The sequence below is a fragment of the Opitutia bacterium KCR 482 genome, assembly GCA_029269845.2.
Taxonomy (GTDB): Bacteria; Verrucomicrobiota; Verrucomicrobiia; order Opitutales; family Intestinicryptomonadaceae; genus Merdousia.
In genome coordinates, this window is record CP149973.1 from 1,130,375 (window position 1) to 1,150,194 (window position 19,820).

The 19,820-nt window shown below is 57.4% G+C and carries 17 protein-coding genes and 1 tRNA gene; 12 read left to right on the forward strand and 6 right to left on the reverse strand.

What is annotated here, in order from left to right; genetic code table 11:
* The first annotated feature begins 27 nt into the window (after nucleotides 1-27).
* From rsmA to P3B99_004680, 5 genes are all read left to right on the forward strand, one after another.
* Nucleotides 28-867, forward strand: coding sequence for a 16S rRNA (adenine(1518)-N(6)/adenine(1519)-N(6))-dimethyltransferase RsmA (gene rsmA, locus P3B99_004660; protein ID WYJ08414.1), 840 nt, complete (start codon nucleotides 28-30; stop codon nucleotides 865-867).
* A complete protein-coding gene (locus P3B99_004665; protein ID WYJ08415.1) occupies nucleotides 864-1,646 on the forward strand; it encodes an alpha/beta hydrolase in 783 nt (260 codons plus the stop codon). Before rsmA ends, P3B99_004665 begins: the two co-directional genes overlap by 4 nt.
* Entirely contained in the window at nucleotides 1,643-2,203 is a 561-nt protein-coding gene (locus P3B99_004670) for a DJ-1 family glyoxalase III (protein ID WYJ08416.1), read from the forward strand. Before P3B99_004665 ends, P3B99_004670 begins: the two co-directional genes overlap by 4 nt.
* The gene (locus P3B99_004675; protein ID WYJ08417.1) at nucleotides 2,204-3,604 is read left to right on the forward strand and encodes a hypothetical protein; all 1,401 of its coding nucleotides are present in this window, start codon (nucleotides 2,204-2,206) and stop codon (nucleotides 3,602-3,604) included.
* Between the two features lie 75 nt (nucleotides 3,605-3,679).
* On the forward strand, nucleotides 3,680-5,095 hold the full coding sequence (locus P3B99_004680; protein WYJ08418.1) for an NAD(P)-dependent oxidoreductase: 1,416 nt from the start codon (nucleotides 3,680-3,682) through the stop codon (nucleotides 5,093-5,095).
* A gap of 204 nt (nucleotides 5,096-5,299) precedes the next feature.
* Here P3B99_004680 and P3B99_004685 read toward each other — a convergent pair whose 3' ends face one another.
* Nucleotides 5,300-5,716, reverse strand: coding sequence for a metal-dependent transcriptional regulator (locus P3B99_004685; protein ID WYJ08419.1), 417 nt, complete (start codon nucleotides 5,714-5,716; stop codon nucleotides 5,300-5,302).
* Between the two features lie 127 nt (nucleotides 5,717-5,843).
* On the opposite strand from P3B99_004685, the gene P3B99_004690 reads away from it, so the two are divergent.
* Nucleotides 5,844-5,917 (forward strand) — tRNA-Gln (locus tag P3B99_004690).
* Nucleotides 5,918-6,041: 124 nt separating this feature from the next.
* On the opposite strand, the gene P3B99_004695 is transcribed toward P3B99_004690, so the two are convergent.
* Nucleotides 6,042-7,631: a glycoside hydrolase family 31 protein gene (locus tag P3B99_004695; protein WYJ08420.1), complete on the reverse strand. Its 1,590-nt coding sequence runs from the start codon at nucleotides 7,629-7,631 to the stop codon at nucleotides 6,042-6,044.
* A 204-nt stretch (nucleotides 7,632-7,835) separates the two neighbouring features.
* On the opposite strand from P3B99_004695, the gene hisH reads away from it, so the two are divergent.
* Together hisH and P3B99_004705 are read left to right on the forward strand one after the other, a co-directional pair.
* Nucleotides 7,836-8,459, forward strand: coding sequence for an imidazole glycerol phosphate synthase subunit HisH (gene hisH / locus P3B99_004700; protein WYJ08421.1), 624 nt, complete (start codon nucleotides 7,836-7,838; stop codon nucleotides 8,457-8,459).
* A gap of 54 nt (nucleotides 8,460-8,513) precedes the next feature.
* Nucleotides 8,514-9,896, forward strand: coding sequence for a citrate synthase (locus tag P3B99_004705; GenBank protein WYJ08422.1), 1,383 nt, complete (start codon nucleotides 8,514-8,516; stop codon nucleotides 9,894-9,896).
* 232 nt (nucleotides 9,897-10,128) lie between these two features.
* Here P3B99_004705 and P3B99_004710 read toward each other — a convergent pair whose 3' ends face one another.
* The 4 genes from P3B99_004710 to P3B99_004725 are packed head-to-tail and all read right to left on the reverse strand — an operon-like array spanning nucleotide 10,129 to nucleotide 14,061.
* A complete protein-coding gene (locus P3B99_004710; GenBank protein ID WYJ08423.1) occupies nucleotides 10,129-10,311 on the reverse strand; it encodes a hypothetical protein in 183 nt (60 codons plus the stop codon).
* Nucleotides 10,312-10,329: 18 nt separating this feature from the next.
* Nucleotides 10,330-12,492, reverse strand: a complete 2,163-nt coding sequence (feoB, locus tag P3B99_004715; protein WYJ08424.1) for a ferrous iron transport protein B — start codon at nucleotides 12,490-12,492, stop codon at nucleotides 10,330-10,332.
* Nucleotides 12,489-12,746, reverse strand: a complete 258-nt coding sequence (locus tag P3B99_004720) for a FeoA family protein (GenBank protein WYJ08425.1) — start codon at nucleotides 12,744-12,746, stop codon at nucleotides 12,489-12,491. The genes feoB and P3B99_004720 overlap by 4 nt, the downstream gene beginning before the upstream one ends.
* A gap of 25 nt (nucleotides 12,747-12,771) precedes the next feature.
* Complete coding sequence (locus P3B99_004725) at nucleotides 12,772-14,061, reverse strand: carbohydrate porin (protein ID WYJ08426.1); 1,290 nt, start codon at nucleotides 14,059-14,061, stop codon at nucleotides 12,772-12,774.
* 246 nt (nucleotides 14,062-14,307) lie between these two features.
* Between P3B99_004725 and hemG the strand changes: the two genes are divergently transcribed.
* Genes hemG through P3B99_004745 form a run of 4 tightly spaced genes read left to right on the forward strand, consistent with a single transcriptional unit; the run spans nucleotide 14,308 to nucleotide 19,670 of the window.
* On the forward strand, nucleotides 14,308-15,678 hold the full coding sequence (gene hemG / locus P3B99_004730; protein WYJ08427.1) for a protoporphyrinogen oxidase: 1,371 nt from the start codon (nucleotides 14,308-14,310) through the stop codon (nucleotides 15,676-15,678).
* 1 nt (nucleotide 15,679) lies between these two features.
* Entirely contained in the window at nucleotides 15,680-16,588 is a 909-nt protein-coding gene (gene hemH / locus P3B99_004735; protein WYJ08428.1) for a ferrochelatase, read from the forward strand.
* On the forward strand, nucleotides 16,585-17,388 hold the full coding sequence (locus P3B99_004740) for a hypothetical protein (GenBank protein ID WYJ08429.1): 804 nt from the start codon (nucleotides 16,585-16,587) through the stop codon (nucleotides 17,386-17,388). The genes hemH and P3B99_004740 overlap by 4 nt, the downstream gene beginning before the upstream one ends.
* Nucleotides 17,385-19,670, forward strand: a complete 2,286-nt coding sequence (locus tag P3B99_004745) for an RNB domain-containing ribonuclease (GenBank protein WYJ08430.1) — start codon at nucleotides 17,385-17,387, stop codon at nucleotides 19,668-19,670. The genes P3B99_004740 and P3B99_004745 overlap by 4 nt, the downstream gene beginning before the upstream one ends.
* Nucleotides 19,671-19,820: the final 150 nt, after the last annotated feature.

Consider the following 19,820-nt stretch of genomic DNA (forward strand, 5'->3'; position numbering starts at 1 on the left):
CCGAAAAAGAAAGAATATTGGCGATATATGGAATACAACGGACAGCTTTCGCCGTCACAGACGACGGAAATTTTGCGCGAAATCGGACACTCGCCCGTAAAAAAGTTCGGGCAGAACTTTTTGGTGGACGCAAACATTGTGAGGAAATCGCTCGAACTCGCCGAAGTCTCCGCGGGCGACACCGTTGTGGAAGTAGGCCCCGGTTTGGGGACGCTCACGGGCGCGCTGCTCGAACGCGGCGCAAAAGTCTACGCCGTCGAGCTTGACAAAAGGCTTTTCGAATTTCTGAAAGGCCGTTTCGGCGGCAACCCGAACCTCGACCTAATCAACGCCGACGCCGTGGAATACCCGCTTGCGAACCTGCCGCCCGACGCCGACAATTTCAAGGTTGTGGCAAACCTGCCCTACGCAATCAGCACGCCGTGGCTCGACAAAATCCTCGCGGGCAGGCTTCCTCAAAAGATGTCGCTCATGCTCCAAAAGGAGGCGGCATTGCGCTTTGCGGCGCGGAACGGCTCTGGCGAATTTTCGCCGATTTCCGTTCTGCTCTCGGAGGCTTACGACGTGCAGACGCCCCACAAAGTGTCGGCGGCGTGCTTCCACCCGCGCCCGTCGGTCGATTCCATGCTGCTTCCGCTTTCGAAAAAGCCCGACGCGTACACGTTCGCGCCGAAAACGCGCGAGATTATGAGGGCGGTGTTTTCAAAACGCCGCAAGCAGATACTTTCAATCGCAAAAAGCGCGGGCGCGGACTCGGCGATTCTGCTCGAATGGCTCGAAGCCTCCCCCGACCTGCCGCCCGACAGACGCCCCGAGGCAATCGAAAACCGCCACTGGGTCAACCTCGACAAACTTGCGCGAAAATGAAAACCGCCGCCGCATTGCTGTGCCTTGCCGCCCTCGTCTACTGCGGAATTTTGGCGGCGGCAAAACTGTTCGCAAACGCGCTGATGTTCCACCCGCCCGCGCGGACATACGTCAAAACGCGGGAGCTTTCGTTTTTCGAAATGCCCGACGGCACGAAGCTCGCCGCCCTCATGCTGAAATCGGGCAAGCCCGACGCGCCCAAAATCTTCTACTGCCACGGCAACGGAGAGGACTTGGGGCTTGTCCGACCGGGCTTGGAGGAGCTTCGCAAACGCGGCTTCGACGTGTTCTCGTACGACTACTGCGGCTACGGATTTTCGGAGGGCAGACCGACCGAGAAAAACCTCTACGAATCGGCGGAGGCGGCGTGGAATTACGCCGCCGCAAAATTCGGCTACGCGCCCGAAAACACCGTGCTCTTCGGCTTCTCGCTCGGAAGCGCGGCGGTGTGCGCCGTCGCCGAAAAGCGGGACGGCTGGCGCGGGATAATCCTCGCGGGGGGAATCGCAAACGGCGCAAAAACGACGCTCCCGATAGACATCATTCCGTGGAAAATACTCGACAATTCGTCGAAAGTGGCCGAGTTTAAATGCCCGCTGCTAATCCTGCACGGAACGCGCGACGCGATTGTCGCCCCGCGCAACGCCCGCGAAAATTTCGACGCGGCGAAGTGCCCAAAGAAGCTCGTGTGGCTGAAAGGCTACGGACACAACAACATTTCGTCGTCGCCCGAATACGCGGCGGAAGTAGAAAACTTTATAAAAAATCCGAAATTATGAAAAAAGCTCTTGTAATACTTTTCGACAAAGTGGAGGAATTGGAGGCTATCGCCCCCGTGGATATTCTGCGCCGCGCCCGCGTGGACGTGACGACCGCCGCCCTCGGCGACTCCCTAGAAATTATCGGCAGAAGCGGAATCGCGATTGACGCCGACGAACCTTTCGCGGAGGCGTGCAAGAAAAATTTCGACGCGGTAATCCTCCCAGGAGGCCCCGGGGTATACGACATTCTCGACATGCACCCCGACGACATCGCCCCCATGCGCGGGCTTTTCGAACGCCATTTGAACGGCGGGAAAATCGTGGCGGCAATCTGCGCGGCTCCCATGGTTCTTGCGGAAATGGAGATTTTGAAGGGGAAAAAATGCACGGCGCACCAGTCGGTCGCGGACAAAATCGAAAACGCCGACGTTTCGAAAAACGTCGTGCGCGACGGCTGCGTGATTACCTCTCGCGGCGCGGGAACGGCGGTGGAATTCGGTCTTGAAATACTCGCGGCTCTCGAAGGCGGAAACGTCGCCGACGAAATCGCAAAATCAATCTGCTTTTCAAAATAGATGCTCGACGAAGAGGCAGTTCTTAACGGCGCGAGAAACGGAAACGAAAGTTTCCTCGTGGCGAACGTCCTTGCAATGACGGCGATTCCCGCGCTTCTGCTCGGCGGCGGCTCGGCTCTCGCGGGCGGGCTTTTCCTCGCGTTCGGGGTGCTTGCGCCGCTGAACGTGCTTGCGTACTCGCGCGGCTGGGCGGACGCGCCCAAGCACACTTTCGCGCTCTACCTTCTTGCGCTCTCGCCGTTGATTGCCCAGCTTGCGCTGACGCTCGCGGGCAGCCCCGTCCTTGCGGAAGACGCAAACGGCAACCTGACGCTCGCGCAAACAGACGCGCCGATAGTATCGGCGGCGTTCCCGTTCTCGGCGGCGGTGTTTTCCGACCTCGCGAATCTGGCGGCGGCGGCGTGCGGGCTGTCGATTCTGTTTATCACAAGCTCGCGCTACATAATACGCAAAATACTTTTCGCGGGCGCGTGCATGGCGGCTGGGCTGTCGGTTTTCGGACTGCTGAAAATCCCGCTCGAAACTATCCCGCAACTGCCGCTTCCGTCGCTCGGCGAGCACTCGTTCTCCACTTTCGCCGACGCCCCGCAGTGGGCGGCGTTCGGCATGCTCTGGCTGGGAGCGGCATTCGCGACGGCTCTCGGCTCGCCGCAGAGGTTCAGGCTCGAAACTTTCGCGACGTCGCAGAGACTCGCGGCGGTCGCGGTTGCGGCGGCGATTCTGCTCGGCATTCTCAAAGCGGGGACGCCCGTCGAAAAGACGCTGGCACTCGCGCTCGCGGGGGCGTCGTTTGCTCTGCTTGCGCTCGACACGCTTCCGACAAAAAGAAACGCCGAACGCAATGCGGCGGCAAGGCATTTGAAGTCCGAATACAAACGGGCGCACCTTGCCGTTCCCGCGGCATGCTACGCGGCGGCGGCGGTCGCGGCTTTTCTCTTCGCGGCAAAAACCGTTTCCGACGCGGCGGCGGACGGCGCGGGCGGACTTTTCGAAACGTCGATACCCGCCGAAATCCGCGCGGGAATCTTGGAGGACTCGCGCAAACTCGCCGAAACCGCGCCGGCTACGGGCTGGGGAAGCGCGTCCTACAAAACGCTCATGGCGTTTTCGCAGGGCGCGGACTTGGGCGGCGAGCCGACGGAATCGCCGCGCTCGGACCTTCTGCAAAAGCTGGTCGAAAACGGGAAAGTCGGGCTAATTCTTGCGGCAATCGCGCCGATTTTCCTGTTTGCGGGAACGCTGTTCGGCGGCGGATTCTCGGCGGCGTCGCTTGCGCTTCTGCTCTCGGCGGTCGCGGTCGCGGCGGCGGGAGTCGTAGACGCGCCGTTCCAAAGCACGGCGGTGTCGGCAAGCTTCTGGATAATCGCGGCGGCGGCGTACAAATGGAAAAGGTCGAAATAGGCGCAAAATTTGCGCCGAAATGCGAATAATGTTGATTCGCGCGGGACATAATTCAAAAATAATCGGGATATTATTATGAGTTCGGAAAACAAAAAACTTACGGCTTCGGGGCTTCCGAGAATGGACGTCCACGAATGCACCGAAAAAATACGCATCACCGACGACGGCGAAGCCTACTACGGAATCACTAAAAAAGCTGCAATGGCGGAGGCGTCGCGCTGCCTGCACTGCCCCAAGCCGCGCTGCCAAATAGGCTGCCCCAACCACATCAACATACCCGAATTTGTATACGAAATCGCAAACGGCAACGTGGCGGAAGCGGCAAAAAAACTCGCGGCGCAGTCGACGATGTCGGCGATATGCGGACGCCTCTGCAACCAGAGCAAGCAGTGCGAAGGCTCGTGCGTGCTCGGCATACGCGGCAAGCCCGTGGCAATCGGCGCGCTCGAACGCTTCGCCGCCGACTATGTGCGAATCAACGGGCACACGCATATTCCCGAATGCAAGCCGCCTACGGGCAAGCACACGGCGATAATCGGGCTTGGCCCCGCGGGCATCACAGCCGCCGAAAAGCTTTCCGAGATGGGGCACGCGGTGGAGGTCTTCGAAGGGCGCGACCTCCCCGGAGGCGTTACGATGTACGGCATTCCCGAATTCAGGCTCCCGCGCGAAATCGTATTCGAAAGAATCTCGCGCCTCGAAAAAATGGGCGTCAATATCCACTACGGAATCGGCATAGGCGAGCCGCCGTACAGCCTCGACGAACTGCGCGAACGCTACGACTCCGTCCTTGTGGCGACCGGCGCGTGGCGTCCGATAACAATGTACATCGCGGGCGAATACGCAAAGGGCGTCTATACCTCGAACGAATTTTTGGCGCGTTTCAACCTCTCCACAATGGCTGGCGACAGAATGATGGTATCGCCCATACACGCCGAAAACGTCATTACAATCGGCGGCGGAAACGTGGCGATTGACACGTCGAGAGTCGCGCTCAGGTGCGGGGCGAAATCGACGGTGGTTTACAGACGCTCGGTCGAGGAAATGCCCGCGCGCGCCGACGAAATCGAAATCGCCCGCAGCGAGGGCGTGGAGATAATCGGGAACACGCTCCAAAAGAAAATTTTGTACAACAAGACGGGCAACGTCTACGGAATTGAATGCGTCAAGACGCAAATGGGAGAGCCTGACGCGTCGGGACGCCGCGTGCCAGTGGAAATAGAAGGCTCGGAATTCGTGCTCAACTGCGACACCGTCATTCTTTCGACGGGCAGCAAGCCGCGCGACCGACTTGCCCGCAACTGCATGCACCTCAAACTGAACCCGAACGGCACGATAGCCGTAGACCCGCAGACGCTCCAAACCTCGATGGCGGGCGTGTTCGCGTGCGGCGACGTTGTTACCGGCCCGCTTACAATCGTGGGCGCGATGGTTCAGGCAAAACAGGCGGCGGAATCAATGGACAAATACCTGCGCGGAGAACTGCAATAACGCGCTATCCGCAACGCAAAAACCGAACGCCCCGAATCAGAAAAATCGGGGGAGTTTTTTGTTTATGCGGGGCTTGAATTGCCCCGCGCAAAAAACCGCAAGACGCGCGGCGAAAAAAAAAGGCGCGGACAACGCGCAAAACAAGGCAAAAAGCGACCCGCGGAAAAGCCGCATGCGCCGTTCCCGCGCCGCAACTAAGCCGTGCTATTTTTCGAGCGAATCGGGCGACGCCTCGCGGCGCAGTGTTGCGATGAATTTTACGAGCTTGCGCATGATGTCGTCTTCAAGCGCGTGCTCCATTTTGCATGCGGCGGAATCGGCGGCGGCGCTATCGACACCGAGGAAGTCTGTAAAAAAGCCCTTCAATAGCTCGTGTTTGCGGCGGACGTTTACGGCAACCGCGCGGCCGTCTTTTGTAAGTGAAACGGGCTTGTATTTTTCGTATTCCACAAGTCCGCGCTCGGAAAGCGAATTGAGCGCGGCGGTGACGGAGGGTTTTTTTACGGACATTGCTATTGCGATATCCGTCGGACGCGCAGTACCGTTTTTGGCTTCCAGCGAGGCTATCGCTTCGAGGTAGTCTTCGAGATTTTCCGATAATTTGTGGGGGTCGTCGTCCATTGGTTGCGGGTAATGGAATTTGTTTTTTGGAGCGTTGTCAAAGATAAAAGCGCGGCCGCCGCAAAAAAAGCTAAAAAACGCCTTGACAAAGCGGACGGTCGGAACAAACTTATGAGACTTTCAAAATTGACCGATGGTGTAATGGTAGCACAAAGGTTTCTGGCACCTTTTGTTGGGGTTCGAGTCCCTATCGGTCAACCACTAAAAAAAAGGAATCGGCGCAAAACCGATTCCTTTTTTTGTTATCCGCCGCGCCGCGCAGCCCCCGAAGCGGAAGCCGCAAAAGCAAACGTCTGGGCGGATTCGCGCAAAACCCGCAGGGGCGTCATTCGGAAATTCGCGTAAAATACGGAAGCCGCTCTATGGGCGCGTCTATCTTCACGGTTCTGCCGCCGTCGAACACATTGCCGAGTTCGTCGCGCCACTTGCCCTTGGGCAGGCGCACGGTTCTGAAATCTTCTTTCGTGACGACGGGAGCGACAAGGTATTTGTCGCCCAGCATGAACTGGTCCACGACATCGGCAAGCCCCTCGTTCGGGAATTGGTATTCCATGGCGCGAACGATAGGCTCGGCGGTTTTTGCGCTATGGCGGGCAAGCTCCAAAATATAGCCCGCAAACTTGGTGTGGAGCAGCGCGGCGTCGCGGCAGAGGTCGAGGTGCTTTTTGTCGAGAACGCGCCACGGCGCGAGCGAAAACTGCATCATGGGCATCAACGCCGAAACCTGCGCGTAGCGCACAATCAGCCGCTGATCGAGCTTGGTGCGGTCGATGTCGGCAAAAGAGTTGACCTCCCCGCCGCCAATCATGTCGGGGCAAGTATAGGCGTAGCCGATAAGCCCCGCCGAGAGCATGTGCGGAACAAGCTTTTGCATGTCCTCCCAACGGCAACGCTTGTCGTGAAGCCTCTGGACGAGGGCTTTGCCGCCCATTTTCCACGTTGTGCGCATTTCGTTGTACTCGAAGCGGTAGCCCAGCTCGGCCCAGCCTTTCGTATAGTCGGACGGAGTTTTTTCGGGCGAGAAAAATTTTACGTTCGGGCTTTTCACATGGTGCGTGTCGCCGCCGTCGAACTTGAATCCGTCGATGTCGAAATCTTTTTGCAGCTTGCGCAGGCGGGCTTCCAAATGGTCTAGGGCTTTCGGGTTTGTGGTATCGTACGATGCGCTGAAACCGCTCCACCACGGAATTATTGCGGCGCGCTTGCGCTTTCCGTTTTTTTCCATGAGCAGCACGCCCGCCTTTTCCCATTCGAGAAACTCCGCCCCAACCGAGCCTACGAACGGCCCGACCCAGTAAATCGCCTTGTAGCCCATGTCGTGAATTGCCCTGTTGAGGGCTTTGGGGTCGGGAATTTTTTTTGCGTCGAAGTCGAGCATGCCGCAACATCTGTCCCAGCCGCCGTCAATCATCAGCACGCCGCAGGGGAAGCCGTTTGCGGCGATGTCCCGCGCGTATTTCAAAATGTTTTCGGTCGACTGCTCCCTGACAAGCTCAATCCAAGTGTTGAACTGCGGCTTTGTGAAAAATTCCTCGGGCGGAATCCTTCCGTCGGGGGCGAAATGCTTTTTTGCGGCAGCAAGAAATGCGTCCCTGAGAGTGCTTCCCGCGGCGACGGGTTCGAGCTTTTCGAAGTCGGAAGTCAGCGTGATTACGCCGTCTTTTGCGTCGAGCGCAAAGGGCTTTTCGCTCCAAACGTAGCGGCCTTTCGACGAAAGCAGAAAGGGAGCCGCCTGATTCGCCATGTGCGAGACGTTCAAATCGACTTTTTTCTTCAAGGTCGAAAACGGCATCTGGTCGCCGAGCATTGTCGCCGCGCCGTACCATTTTTCGCCGTCGAGCGGAGTTATCGTCGAAACGTGCGCGGCAAAAAGCGACTGCGCCGCAAGCAGAAAGGGAATGAGTTTTTTTAACATAAAATAGCGGAATGTTCTATGCGGAAATTTTGCCGCACCCGTTCCAAGAGGTCAAGCTTTTGTTTGCCGCGGCTGCGGGGCGTTCCGCGCGTCGCCCGAAGCAAAAATTCTCCCGACAGCCGGCTTCCGAGAAGCTCCGACGCCGACGCGCGGAACGCATTTTTTTCTCGCAATTTGCGCCCCCCGATATTTCCTTGTTTCAATATGAAAAATGTTGCGGTTATCGACTACGGAATGGGAAATTTAATGAGCGTTCTCCGCGCCTGGCAGCGCGTCGGCGCGAACGCGCGAATCATCTCCGCGCCGGCGGAAATCGCGGACGGCGACATTCTCGTATTCCCCGGACAGGGCTGCATTGTGGACACAATCAAGCTGCTCAAATCGACCGGTTTCGACGACGCAATTCGCGGCTGGATTGCCGCCGACAAGCCGTTTTTCGGCATTTGCCTCGGCTTGCAGGCGCTCTTCGAATACTCCGAAGAGGGCGACGTCGAATGCCTCGGAATTTTTAGGGGGCGCGTCAAAAAACTGCGGCTCGACAGAAAATTCAAAGTTCCGCACATGGGCTGGGACAACATCGCGTTCAAACGCGCGGGCAACGAAAAACTGCTCGGCGGAATCGACGACGCCGACCAGTTCTACTTCGTCCACAGCTACTTTGTGGATACGCCGCAAACGGAAATCGTGCTGGGAACGACGGAATACGGCGGGCAGGCGTTTACAAGCGCAATCGCGCGCGGAAACCTTGTCGCCACGCAGTTCCACCCCGAAAAGAGCCAGTCGAAAGGCCTGCAACTCTATGCAAACTTCCTCGCGAACGCGCGGTAGGATTTTTTTGTTGCGAAATTTCCGCAAATTTCAATGATAGTTTAAATTGTGAACATGACAAAACCCGAAAACGCAAAAATCACCTTAAACGAAAAGACTTACGAGCTTCCCGTCGTAGAAGGCACGGCGGGCGACAAGGGCATAGACATTTCGAAGCTCCGCTCGCAGACAGGCTACATTACGCTCGACGAAGGATTTGCAAACACAGGGTCGTGCAAAAGCGCAATCACATACATCAACGGCGAAAAGGGAATCCTCTGTTATAGGGGAATTCCGATTGAGGTGCTCGCGGAAAATTCGACATTCATCGAAACCGCCTACCTCATAATTTACGGAGAGCTTCCCACGCGCAAACAGATGAGCGCGTTCTCGCAAAAAGTGCTCCGCAACGCAAGCCTCCACGAGGGCATGATGCACTTCTTCGACGGCGGATTCCCGTTCACGGCGCACCCGATGGCGATTCTGTCGTCGCTGCTAAACTCGGTCGGCTGCTACTACCCCAACATGGTCACAAACCACAGGGAGCAAGACTTGGAGCACTTCGACGACGCCGCCGCGCTCCTGCTTAGCAAAGTCCGCACGATTGCCGCAATGGCTTACAGAATGAAAAACGGGCTGCCCCTCATCTACCCCAAGCGCGACTTGGGATACAGCCAAAATTTCCTGCACATGATGTTCACCGAGCCGTACCACGAGTACTACCCGCACGACGACATCACGAAAGCCCTCGACCTTATCCTCCTGCTCCACGCAGACCACGAGCAAAACTGCTCCACATCGACCGTCAGAATGGTCGCAAGCTCCGGCGCAAACCTGTTCGCCTCGGTTTCGGCGGGCGTGTGCGCGCTCTGGGGGCCGCTCCACGGCGGCGCAAACCAGCAGGTTATCCAGATGCTCGAAGAAATCCACCGCAGCGGCGACGACGGCAGCGCGTTCGTCAAGGCGGCGAAAGAGGGCAAGACGCGTCTGATGGGCTTCGGACACAGGCTCTACAAAACATACGACCCGCGCGCGAAAATCCTCCGCGCCGCGGCGGAAAAGGTGCTGAAAATCGTCAAGGTGAAAGACCCGCTTCTCGACATCGCCCAAAGGCTCGAAGAAATGGCGCGAAGCGACGACTATTTTGTGTCGAGAAACCTCTACCCCAACGTCGATTTTTACAGCGGAATCATTCTCAAAGCAATCGGAATGCCGACCGACATGTTCACGGTGATTTTCGCAATCGGCAGAATGCCGGGGTGGATTGCACACTGGCGCGAAGTGGCGTCGCAGACAAAGGGCAAAATCAGCCGCCCCAGACAGATTTATGTGGGCGCGCCGATTCGCGACTACGTGAAAATGCGCTACCGCGAGGGCGAAATCCCCTCGGATTGGGAGGACGACGACCACAAGTCCTACGGCGGCGGCTCTTCCGAAAACGCCTCCGCAAAAGCGTAATCAAACGCATTTGAAAATTCCGACGCGCGGGCAACCGCGCGTTTTTTTTTGCGCCCCCAGACGGCAACGCGCAAAGCCGAAGCTCGGAAGAAAACATTCCCGCCCCGCTCGGACGCCGCAAAACACACGCCGCCGCGGAAAAAAATCGGAATCGAAAAAAGCCCGCGAACCTTGCGGTTCGCGGACTCGACAGCGTAATTATGATTAGAAGAAATATTTTCGCGAAGCGGTTTTAGCGTTTCTTTTCGGCGGAAATGTCCCAATGCTTGCCCGCCGCGCCGCAATGGCAACCGCCTTTGCACGCGCCGCCGCACGAGCACCCGCCGTTCGCCGCTTTTTTTATGCCGCGCGAAATCGTCATAATCGCGACATACGCGAGAATTACACCCAAGATAACGGATATTGCAGTTTCCATTTTATTTCCTTTCCTTTGTTATGAAATCAACTTTGTGCCGATGTTAAGCAGCGAACCGATTTGGTACACGATGAGAGTCGCGATGTACGCGAGGGCGAACAGCCCGAAGGTTTCGGCTATCGTGAGTTTCCAGGAGTTCAATTCGCGCTTCATGACGGCGAGTGTCGCCAAGCAGGGAATGGACATCAGCGAGAATAGCATCATACAGAAGCCCTGCAAGGGAGTGTAGACTTTTGCGAGCTTTTCGCGGAGCGTTTCGGACTCTTCGTCCGCTTCGCCCTCGGCGTAGAGAATGCCCAGCTGCGATACGAACACTTCCTTTGCGGCGAGAGCGCCGATGCTTGCCGTGGTCAGCTTCCAGTCGAATCCGATGGGCGCGAACATGGGTTCGAGGAACTTTCCGATTCTGCCCGAAACCGTGTATTCGAGCATTTCCGCGCTCTTTTCGTTTTCTATTGAAGCCACTTCCTCTTCGATTTTCTCTTCCGAAAGCTTCTTCGCCGCGCCCTCTTTCTGCACCTGTTCGACTATTGCGTCGTAGTCCTTCGAGAACACCGTCTTTTCGGGATACGTGTTGGCGATGAACAGGATTATCGATGTCGCGAGAATGATTGTCCCCGCTTTGTGGAGGTACATTTTACCTCTGTCCCACATGTGGAGCAAAAGGCTCTTCAACGTGGGCATGCGGTACGGAGGCAGCTCCATGAGGTAGACTTCGCCGTCGCCCTTGAAAAGCGTGTTGCGCATGAGCTTTGCCGCAAACAGCGCGACAACCACGCCTATTACGTACATCACCCACATCATCGCCGCCTGATACTGCGCCGCGAAGAACGCGGGGATAACGAGCGCGTAAATCGGAAGGCGCGCGCCGCAGCTCATAAGGGGAAGCACCATGACGGTAGCCTTGCGGTCGTTGTCCGATTCGATACAGCGTGTAGCCATAATCGCCGGAACATTGCAACCGAAGCCGAGAACCAGCGGGACAAACGAACGCCCCTGCAAGCCGAACTTCCTCATGACGCCGTCCATTACGAACGCGGCGCGAGCCATGTAACCTGAATCTTCGAGAATTGCGATTGCAAAAAACAAAAACAGGATATTAGGCAGAAATACAATCACGCCGCCGACACCCCCGATGATACCGTCGGTAACCATCGACCGCCAGAACGGAAGAGTGTCTTCGCTCCAAACCGACTGTACGAATTCGGAAAGGAAACCGAAGCCCTCCTCAATCCAGTCCATAAACGGCTGGGCGCAGGTGAACGTGAATACAAACATCAAGTAAATAATGGCGAGGAACAGCGGGAGACCCACATATTTGTTCGTCATTACCGAGTCTATTTTGTCGGAAATTTCGCGGCGGCGTTCGCGCGTCATTGATATCGCATGGCTGCACGCGCCCGCAAGCATTGCGTAGCGTCTGTCGGCCATGAAGCTTTCGGAGTCTATCGCGTGGCTGTCCGAAAGGTGGGCAATTTGCTCCTTGACCTCGCCCTTGACGGGATTGAAGTCGGCGATTTTCGCGGTGCACGAGTCGTTTTCGAGCAGCTTGATTGCGAAGAAGCGCGACGGAATGTGCGCGAAACGTCCGATTTTAAGCGCGTCGATTTTCGCGGCGACGGCGTTGATTGCGTCGTCGGCGTCCGCCCCGTAGGTGAGCATGGGGACGTTGTGCGCGGGAAGCTTCCCGATTGTTTCGGCAAGCTTTACGACAAGCTCCTTCATGCCTTCGCCCGTGCGTCCGATTGTCTGCACTATCGGCGAGCCGAAGTATTTTTCGAGCTTCGCGATGTCGAATTTCATTCCCTTTCTGCGGGCGTCGTCGCTCATGTTGAACGCCAGAATCATGGGAATGTGGAGTTCGGCAAGCTGTGTCGTGAGGTAGAGGCTTCTGCGGGGAATCGAGGAGTCCACAACATTGAGGATAAGGTCGATTCCGGGCTTTGTCAGCTCGTTGAAGACCACTTCCTCTTCGGGCGAGCCCGACGACAGCGAATACACGCCGGGGAGGTCGATAAGCTCGATTTCCAAGTCGCCGATTTCAAACGTGCCCGACTTGCTTTCGACCGTCACGCCGGGGTAGTTGCCGACGTGCTGGCGCGTGCCCGTAAGGTCGTTGAAAATCGAAGTTTTGCCGCAGTTAGGATTGCCCGCAAGCGCAACTCTGAAACGTTTTTTCATTTTTGAAGGTCTCCTATCAAAATGTTTTTAGCGTCCTCCGAGTGGAATGCCATGCTTGTTTCCATGACCTTTACTCTGAGGAGTCCGCCGAAGGGGGCCTTCGCTTCTAGGATAAGCTCCGTGCCGGGCATAATGCCGACGTCGGCGAATTTCTTTTTGCCGCGCATGTCGGGCAAAATTTTCACGATTTTCGCCGACGCGCCGACGGGAAGGTCGGCGAGCGTGGCGTTTTCAGATTTTTCGTTCTTTTTCATAATTTCACTCTCGTATGGAGCGGCATTAGAAAGTTATTTCGGCTCTCGCGCCGAGAACATACGCGGTTTCCTTCGCGCCGCTGTCGCTGTTGACCGGATTCATGAAGATTTGGAAATCGGGCTGAATGGCGATTGCGGGCGTGAGCTGGCAGCGGTAGGTGAATTCGAGCGTGCCGTCGTAGTGCTGGCCGAAGTCGGCGCGGGCGTCGCGTTCGTTTCCGATGACCGAGTACGCAACCGCGAACACGTCGTCGTCGCGGCCGGGAATCGGCGCAAACCAGTTCAGTCCGAAGTCGGCGTAGAAGTTGTTGTCGGACGATTTCGACGAGGGAACGAGCCCCAAGCGGACAAAACCGCCGAGCTTTGCGTTGCCTTCGGAGTCGTTAATGAAGTCCTGTTGGAGACCTACGAAGAACGAGTAGAAGTTTCTGTCGTCGAATTCGTCGAAATTGACCTTCGAGGGGTCGCTGTGGTAGTTGCCGCCGAATACTACGCGGCCGGCGAGGTCGCCGATTGAGTAGTTGTAGCCGAACTGGTACCAGAAGGCGATTGTGTCGAAAGTGTTGGAGTAGTCGAAGCCGTTGTTCGAGGAGATGTCCGCGCCGACGTTGCCGTTATAGAGGCCGAACGTCGCGTCGAAGCTACCCATCGAATAGTAGACTACCAAGCCGAGCGTCGCTACGTTGTACTGCGAAAACAACTGCGCGGGCGCGACATTCGGGATAGCTCCGAGCGACGAATTGAGGAACACGTCGGAATAGTCCATGCCCATGAAGTCTTCGTCGGCGGCAAGCTGTCCGATTCTGAACCCGAAGTTGCCCGCTTTCGTTTCAAACTCGTTTGCATAGTAGATTTCGAAAGCGCGGAGCATTTCGCCCGCGACGATGTTCGAATATCCGCCCTGCGACGATTCGAAGCCGAGGTCGCCGCCGTGCGACGCCGTGTAGTAGAACGCGCTTACGCCGATTTTACCGGCGTGTTCGACGCCCGTTGCAACCGACAAATCCTCTTCAAAGCCGACCGTGAAGAGCGAATCGACCACGTTCTTGATATTGTTGCCGCGCGTGAAGTTGCCCCACGCTTCGCCCGTCCATACAACCGAGGGCGTGAAACCCGTGTCGGCGGAGAGCTTTTCGGTGGCGTCGGCAAGGAACAGGCTGTCCCTTTCGTACCATTTCTGGGTCTCCGCGGTAGCTTCGCCCTTGACCGCTTCCGCTTCGGGAGCGGCTGCGGTGTTTGCGCTCTGCGCGAACGCGCCGAGAGTCGTTAATGTTGCGCACATTGCCAGTGCAGTTTTTGCAGTGTAGTGTTTCATTGTATTAAAATGTTTTCAAAGTTAGAGGCAGCTAACATTCAATTTTCGGAGGCGTATAAAAGTTAGTCTTGTTTAACTTGTCAACAAAAAAGTTAATCTTTTCTAACTTTTTTGTTTTCCGAAAATCCCCCGCGCCCAGAAACCCGCGCAGGAACAGGGGGAAATGCGCGTCGCCGCCGCGCGGATCGAAGTTTTATGCGCTTTTAAATGTTGCAAAAAATACCGATTTCCAATTCAGTATGACCAATGGACAATAAAAAAGCTATCGTCATAGGCGCGGGCGTCAGCGGCATGACAGCCGCGCTGAAACTCAAAGACAGGGGCTTCGACGTCGCGGTTCTCGAACGCGAAGCGCGCGCGGGCGGCGTAATCGGCACGTTCGCAAAGGACGGCTTCAAGGCGGAAAGCGGCTCGAACACGGTGATGGTTCAAAGCAAAAAAACTTTGGACTTCCTCGACAGGCTCGCAATCAAGTCGAAGCTCGAAACCACAAACCCCGCCGCAAAGAAACGCTTTTTTGTAAAGTACGGCAAGCCGCAGGCGGTGCCGATGGGGCCGCTCTCGCTGCTGACAACGCCGCTGTTTTCGTTCTTCGGCAAGCTCAGGCTTCTCTGCGAGCCGTTCGTAAAGCCGCTCGACGCCGAAGACCCGAGCATGGCGGAATTCATTTTGCACCGCTTCGGCAAAGACGTGCTCGACTACGCAATAGACCCGTTCATGGGCGGCATATACGGCGGAAGCCCCGAAAAGCTCTCGGCAAAATACGCGTTCCCGCCGTTCTGGAATTTGGAGAAAAAATACGGCTCGATAATACGCGGGGCAATCAAATCCATGAAGGAAAAGAAAGCGGCGGGCAACTTCTTCAAACCCATGACGATTTCATTCGAAGGCGGCATGGAAACGCTCGCAAAGGGGCTTGCCGACAACCTCGGAGACTCGCTCAAATGCGGCGCGAAAACGCTTTCAATAGACTTCGGAGGCGACGGCTGGCAGGTCGAATGGGTGGCGGGAGACGAGGAAATTTGCGACAACTACGACGCGCTCGTAATCGCAGTCCCCGCGGCGGAAATTAGAAATCTGCCGACGGCGGGAAGCCTCGCCGCCGCCCTCGCGCCCCTCGACAGAATCGAATACGCGCCCGTTGCGACATACACAATGGGGTTTCCGAAAGACGCCGTGAAAAACAGGCTCGACGGCTTCGGCGCGCTTACGCCGTCGTCGGAAAAGCTGCACATTTTAGGCTCGCTGTACGTCTCCACGCTCTTCCCGAACCGCGCGCCCGACGGATTTGCGACGCTCACAAACTACGTCGGCGGAACGCGCAACCCCGAACTCGCGACGCTTCCCGAAAGCGAAATGAGAAAGCTCGTGCTCGAAGACCTGTCGAAAATCCTCGGAGTTTCGGGAGAGCCTGTCTTCGAAAAACTTTTCTTTCACAAACACGCAATACCGCAGTACAATGTGGGCTACGGCGAATTTCTCGAAGCCGCCGACGAAGCGGAGCGCAAGTTCCCGAACTTGTCGCTCGTTGGCGCGTACCGCGGCGGCGTGGGGGTAAGCTCGTGCATCGAAAGCGCGCTCGCGGCGGCGGCGAAACTCGCCGACAGACTTTCTTGAAGTGGCGGAAGCTCGGATAATCGTAAGCCTCGGCTCGCCCTCCGATTTCTCGGCGGGAGCGGCGGAGGCTTTTTTGCGCGGGTTTCTGTCCGACCCCCTCGTGCTCCCGCTGCCATCGCCTTTCAGGGAATTTTTCGCCCGCAGGGTGGCAAAAAAACGCGCGGCGGCATACGCAAAGCAGTCGGAAAAATTATCTCTCGGCGGAAAATTTATAACCAAGCACTACGCCGAATCGCTCGCCGAAAAAGTCGGCGCGATTTCGGGAGTGCCGACTTTCGCGGCGTACAGATACGGCGAAAACGACATAGCCCGAACCGTCGCAAAACTCCGCGAAAGCGGCTTCGACGAATTTTCCTTCGCCGCCGCCTACCCGCAGTTTTCCAACGCAACGACGCTCTCGGCAAAACTCGCGGCGGAGGAGGCGACGCGCGGGCTTAAATTCCGCTTCGCACAGCCCTACTTCGACAACCCGCTATACATAGACATGCTCGCGGAGTCGCTCGGACGGCTCGGCGACTGCGGCGCAATAATAGCGTCGTTCCATTCCGTGCCCGAATCGCAGCGCAGCCCCTATGCGGAGCAGTGCGAAAGGACGGTGTCGCTGCTCTGCGAGAAATCGGGGCGCGGAGACATCATGCTCGGCTGGCAGTCGAAGACGGGGCGCGGCAGGTGGCTTGAGCCTGCGACGCGCGGACTGCTCGGCAAATGCGCGTCGCGCGGAATAAAAAAAGTCGGCGTTCTCTGCCCCGCGTTTTTTTGCGACTGCACCGAAACCCTCGCCGAAATCGACCGCGACGCCCGCGCGTATTTTCTTGAACGCGGCGGGGAATCGTTCGAATATGCGCCGTGCCCGAACGACTCGGACGCGCAGGCAAAACTTTTCCGCAACATTTTCGAAAACATAAAATGACAAACGCAATTTTAATTCTCGCCGCCGGACTCCTCTATCTGGCGTCCTTCGCCTCGGTGAATTTCGGGGCGCAAACGGAATCGAAAAAACGCCGCGCGTTCGCGGCGGCTCTCGCGGGATTCACGTTCCACACGGCGGCGTTGGCGCTGCGCTACTGGCGGACGGGCTGCGCGCCCGTGGCGACCTCCTACGACCTGCTCGAATCGGTGGCGTGGATTTTCGCGGCGGTGCAAATCGCCGTCGCCCGCCCGTCGAAAAACGGGCTTGCGGGGATATTTTCAATGCTACCCGCGGGGATTCTCGCCCTGCTGCCGCTCGGCTGCCCGATGTTCGCCGCGGCGATGGACGGAACGCCGAAAGCGTCGGTGCAGTTCGCCGCCGCACACGGGGTGCTCGCCGCGTTCTCGTACGCTTTCATGGCGGCGGGCGCGGCGTTCGGGGCATTGTTTTTGATGCAGCAAAAGTCCCTGCGGAACAAAATCGGCGGAGGCGCAAAAAAAGCCCTGCCGCCCCTTCAAACGCTCGAACGCGGAACGGGCGCGTTTGAAGCCACCGCCACGCTCTCGATGCTCGTCTCGATTTCCGCGGGAATTGCCGCCGCGGGAAACGCCGAAATCGGCGGGCTTTCCGCGCTCAAATTCGCGGCGGGCGGCGCGTTGTTCGCGGCGCAAATCGCGGTCTGCGCGTTCACCGCGACGGGAATTCTTCGCGGGGCGCGGCTGTCTAAAACGGCGGTAATGCTCTTCGTTGCGGCGTTGTGCGCCCTCGTACCAATCGAAATAGGAAGGACACTCCAATGAACACCGAAAACATATCGGAGAAACTTAAAAATCTGATGCGCGGCAAAAACTATGTGCCGAGCACCGCGCACGAAATCGCGCTCGAACTCGGGCTGGGGCGCAAGGACGTTTTGAAGCTCAAAAACCTGCTCGCCGGCATGTCCAAAAACGGCGAAATCGCGCGGGTCAAGGGCGACAGGTACGGCGCGCTCGAAGAGCTTGACCTCGCGAGCGGGACGATTGAATTCCGGCCGAGCGGACGCGCCCACATGCGCATGCCCGACGGCACAAGCGTTGAATTCAAGCCCGAAGACACGGGAGTCGCCCTCGACGGCGACAAAATCCTCGCGCGGATAATCCCCAGCGGACGCGGACGCTTCGGCAACGCGCGCGGGGCGTTCGGGAAGAGGCGCAAGCCCGACTTCAAGGGCGACGACGGCAAAAAATACGCGCGGGTCGTAAGGATTCTCGAACGCAAGACATACAAAGTGGTGGGCACGCTCCGCCGCTCGTACAACTTCTGGCACGTCGTCCCAGACGACCCCAAATTCTTCTACGACGTCATCGTCGCCGACCCGAAAAAATCGGGAATCTCGCCCGTCCCCGCCGAGAACGACAAAGTCGTCGTGCGGCTAAACGAATGGACACAGCGGCACATAAACCCGTCGGGCGAAATAATAGAGTCGCTCGGAGAGAGCCACACGCCGATGGCCGAGTACCGCGCAATTATCGTAAAATACGACCTTTCGGAGACATTCCCCGACAACGTGCTCGCGGAAGTCGCAAAAGTTCCTCAAAAAGTTTCGCCGAAGGAACGCGCGGGCAGATGCGACATGCGCGGAAAATTCACAATCACAATCGATCCGGAAGACGCAAAGGATTTCGACGACGCAATCTCGCTCGAACGCGTCGGCAACGACTGGGAAGTCGGCGTGCACATCGCGGACGTGTCGCACTACGTCAGGAAAAACTCCGCGCTCGACAAGGAGGCGGAGGCGCGGGGGAACTCCACATACCTCGTGGGAACGGTAATCCCAATGCTTCCGTTCGAGCTTTCCAACGGAATTTGCAGTCTGGTTGAGGACGAGGACAGGCTTGCGAAAAGCGTGTTCATGAAATTCGGCAAAAACGGCGAATGCAAAAGCGCGCGCTTTGCGAACTCGGTCATCAGAAGCTCTAAACGCCTCAGCTACGAACAGGCGCACGCGCTCATCACGGAGGACGACGACGAAAAAATCCTCGCCGTCAAGCCGCCCGAAAACTACGAAACCGCATTCGGCGGCAAACCCCTCGACGCCCTGCCGCCGAAGGAGTTCGCAAACCTGAAAAAATCGCTGAGAGTTCTGTGGGACATCGCATCGAGAATGCGCAAACGCCGCATGGCAAACGGCAGCCTCGACCTCGAAATTCCCGAATTCAAGATTTTCTGCGACAAGGACGGATACGCCGACAGAATCGAAAAAACCGAATACAACGAGAGCCACCAGCTAATCGAGGAGTTCATGCTCGCGGCAAACGAAGCCGTCGCGCATGAGCTGTTCTCCCGCAAGATTCCGTACATCTCGCGCGTGCACGACAACCCCGACCCCGAAAAACTCGCCGAACTGCGCGACGAGCTTCAAACATTCGGAATCAAATGCGGCGACCTCACAAAACGCCCCGAAGTGCTAAAAGCGCTCGCCGAAATCGCAAAGCACCAGCAGTCGTACCTGCTAAAAACGAAGTTCCTGCGGAGTCTCAAACGCGCCGAATACCGCGCGTCGGCGGACGGACACTACGGGCTGAACATGGTCTACTACGCGCACTTCACATCGCCCATCAGGCGATACGCCGACCTCACCGTGCACCGCAACCTCGACGCCGTGATAAGGCCGGCGCGGAGCACAATCGCGGGCAGGGAGGAGCTTGGGCGTATTGCCGCGCACATCTCGGAGACCGAACAGAACAGCGCGGACGCCGAGCGCGAGTCGCGCAAGGTGAAGCTGCTTGAATACTTCGAACGCGCAATAGGCTCGGGAAAGTCGTTCGAAGCGGTGATAACGGCGGTGTCGAACCACGGATTTTTCGTGGAGCTTACGGAGTCTTCGGCGTTCGGCTTCGTGCACGTCCACACGATGCACGACGACATCTACCGATTGTCGAACGACGGCACGGAACTGCGCGGCAGAAGCGGCGGAAACGTCCTGAAAGTGGGCGACAAGGTGCGCGTGGAGGTGGAGTCGGTGGACAGATTCAAACGCCAGATAGACTTCCACATGTCGGACGCCGCCGCAAAGCCGAAGCGCAAAAAGCGCGGACGCTAACATGCTGCGCCCGAACAAAAAGCCCGCTCCTCGCGGGCTTTTTGCATTTGGAAACACGGACGGCGGCGGAAACGCGCGACGCCAAAAATGCCTCCCCGCCTCAATATTGGATTGACTTTCAGGGCGGTTTGCGGGTATCCTCCAACGCCG

Bases quoted from the DNA above. Each gene is read 5' to 3' on its own strand.
- rsmA (WYJ08414.1), top strand. From the start codon at position 28: ATGGAATACAACGGACAGCTTTCGCCGTCACAGACGACGGAAATTTTG.
- P3B99_004665 (WYJ08415.1), top strand. From the start codon at position 864: ATGAAAACCGCCGCCGCATTGCTGTGCCTTGCCGCCCTCGTCTACTGC.
- P3B99_004670 (WYJ08416.1), top strand. From the start codon at position 1,643: ATGAAAAAAGCTCTTGTAATACTTTTCGACAAAGTGGAGGAATTGGAG.
- P3B99_004675 (WYJ08417.1), top strand. From the start codon at position 2,204: ATGCTCGACGAAGAGGCAGTTCTTAACGGCGCGAGAAACGGAAACGAA.
- P3B99_004680 (WYJ08418.1), top strand. From the start codon at position 3,680: ATGAGTTCGGAAAACAAAAAACTTACGGCTTCGGGGCTTCCGAGAATG.
- P3B99_004685 (WYJ08419.1), bottom strand. From the start codon at position 5,716: ATGGACGACGACCCCCACAAATTATCGGAAAATCTCGAAGACTACCTC.
- P3B99_004695 (WYJ08420.1), bottom strand. From the start codon at position 7,631: ATGTTAAAAAAACTCATTCCCTTTCTGCTTGCGGCGCAGTCGCTTTTT.
- hisH (WYJ08421.1), top strand. From the start codon at position 7,836: ATGAAAAATGTTGCGGTTATCGACTACGGAATGGGAAATTTAATGAGC.
- P3B99_004705 (WYJ08422.1), top strand. From the start codon at position 8,514: ATGACAAAACCCGAAAACGCAAAAATCACCTTAAACGAAAAGACTTAC.
- P3B99_004710 (WYJ08423.1), bottom strand. From the start codon at position 10,311: ATGGAAACTGCAATATCCGTTATCTTGGGTGTAATTCTCGCGTATGTC.
- feoB (WYJ08424.1), bottom strand. From the start codon at position 12,492: ATGAAAAAACGTTTCAGAGTTGCGCTTGCGGGCAATCCTAACTGCGGC.
- P3B99_004720 (WYJ08425.1), bottom strand. From the start codon at position 12,746: ATGAAAAAGAACGAAAAATCTGAAAACGCCACGCTCGCCGACCTTCCC.
- P3B99_004725 (WYJ08426.1), bottom strand. From the start codon at position 14,061: ATGAAACACTACACTGCAAAAACTGCACTGGCAATGTGCGCAACATTA.
- hemG (WYJ08427.1), top strand. From the start codon at position 14,308: ATGGACAATAAAAAAGCTATCGTCATAGGCGCGGGCGTCAGCGGCATG.
- P3B99_004740 (WYJ08429.1), top strand. From the start codon at position 16,585: ATGACAAACGCAATTTTAATTCTCGCCGCCGGACTCCTCTATCTGGCG.
- P3B99_004745 (WYJ08430.1), top strand. From the start codon at position 17,385: ATGAACACCGAAAACATATCGGAGAAACTTAAAAATCTGATGCGCGGC.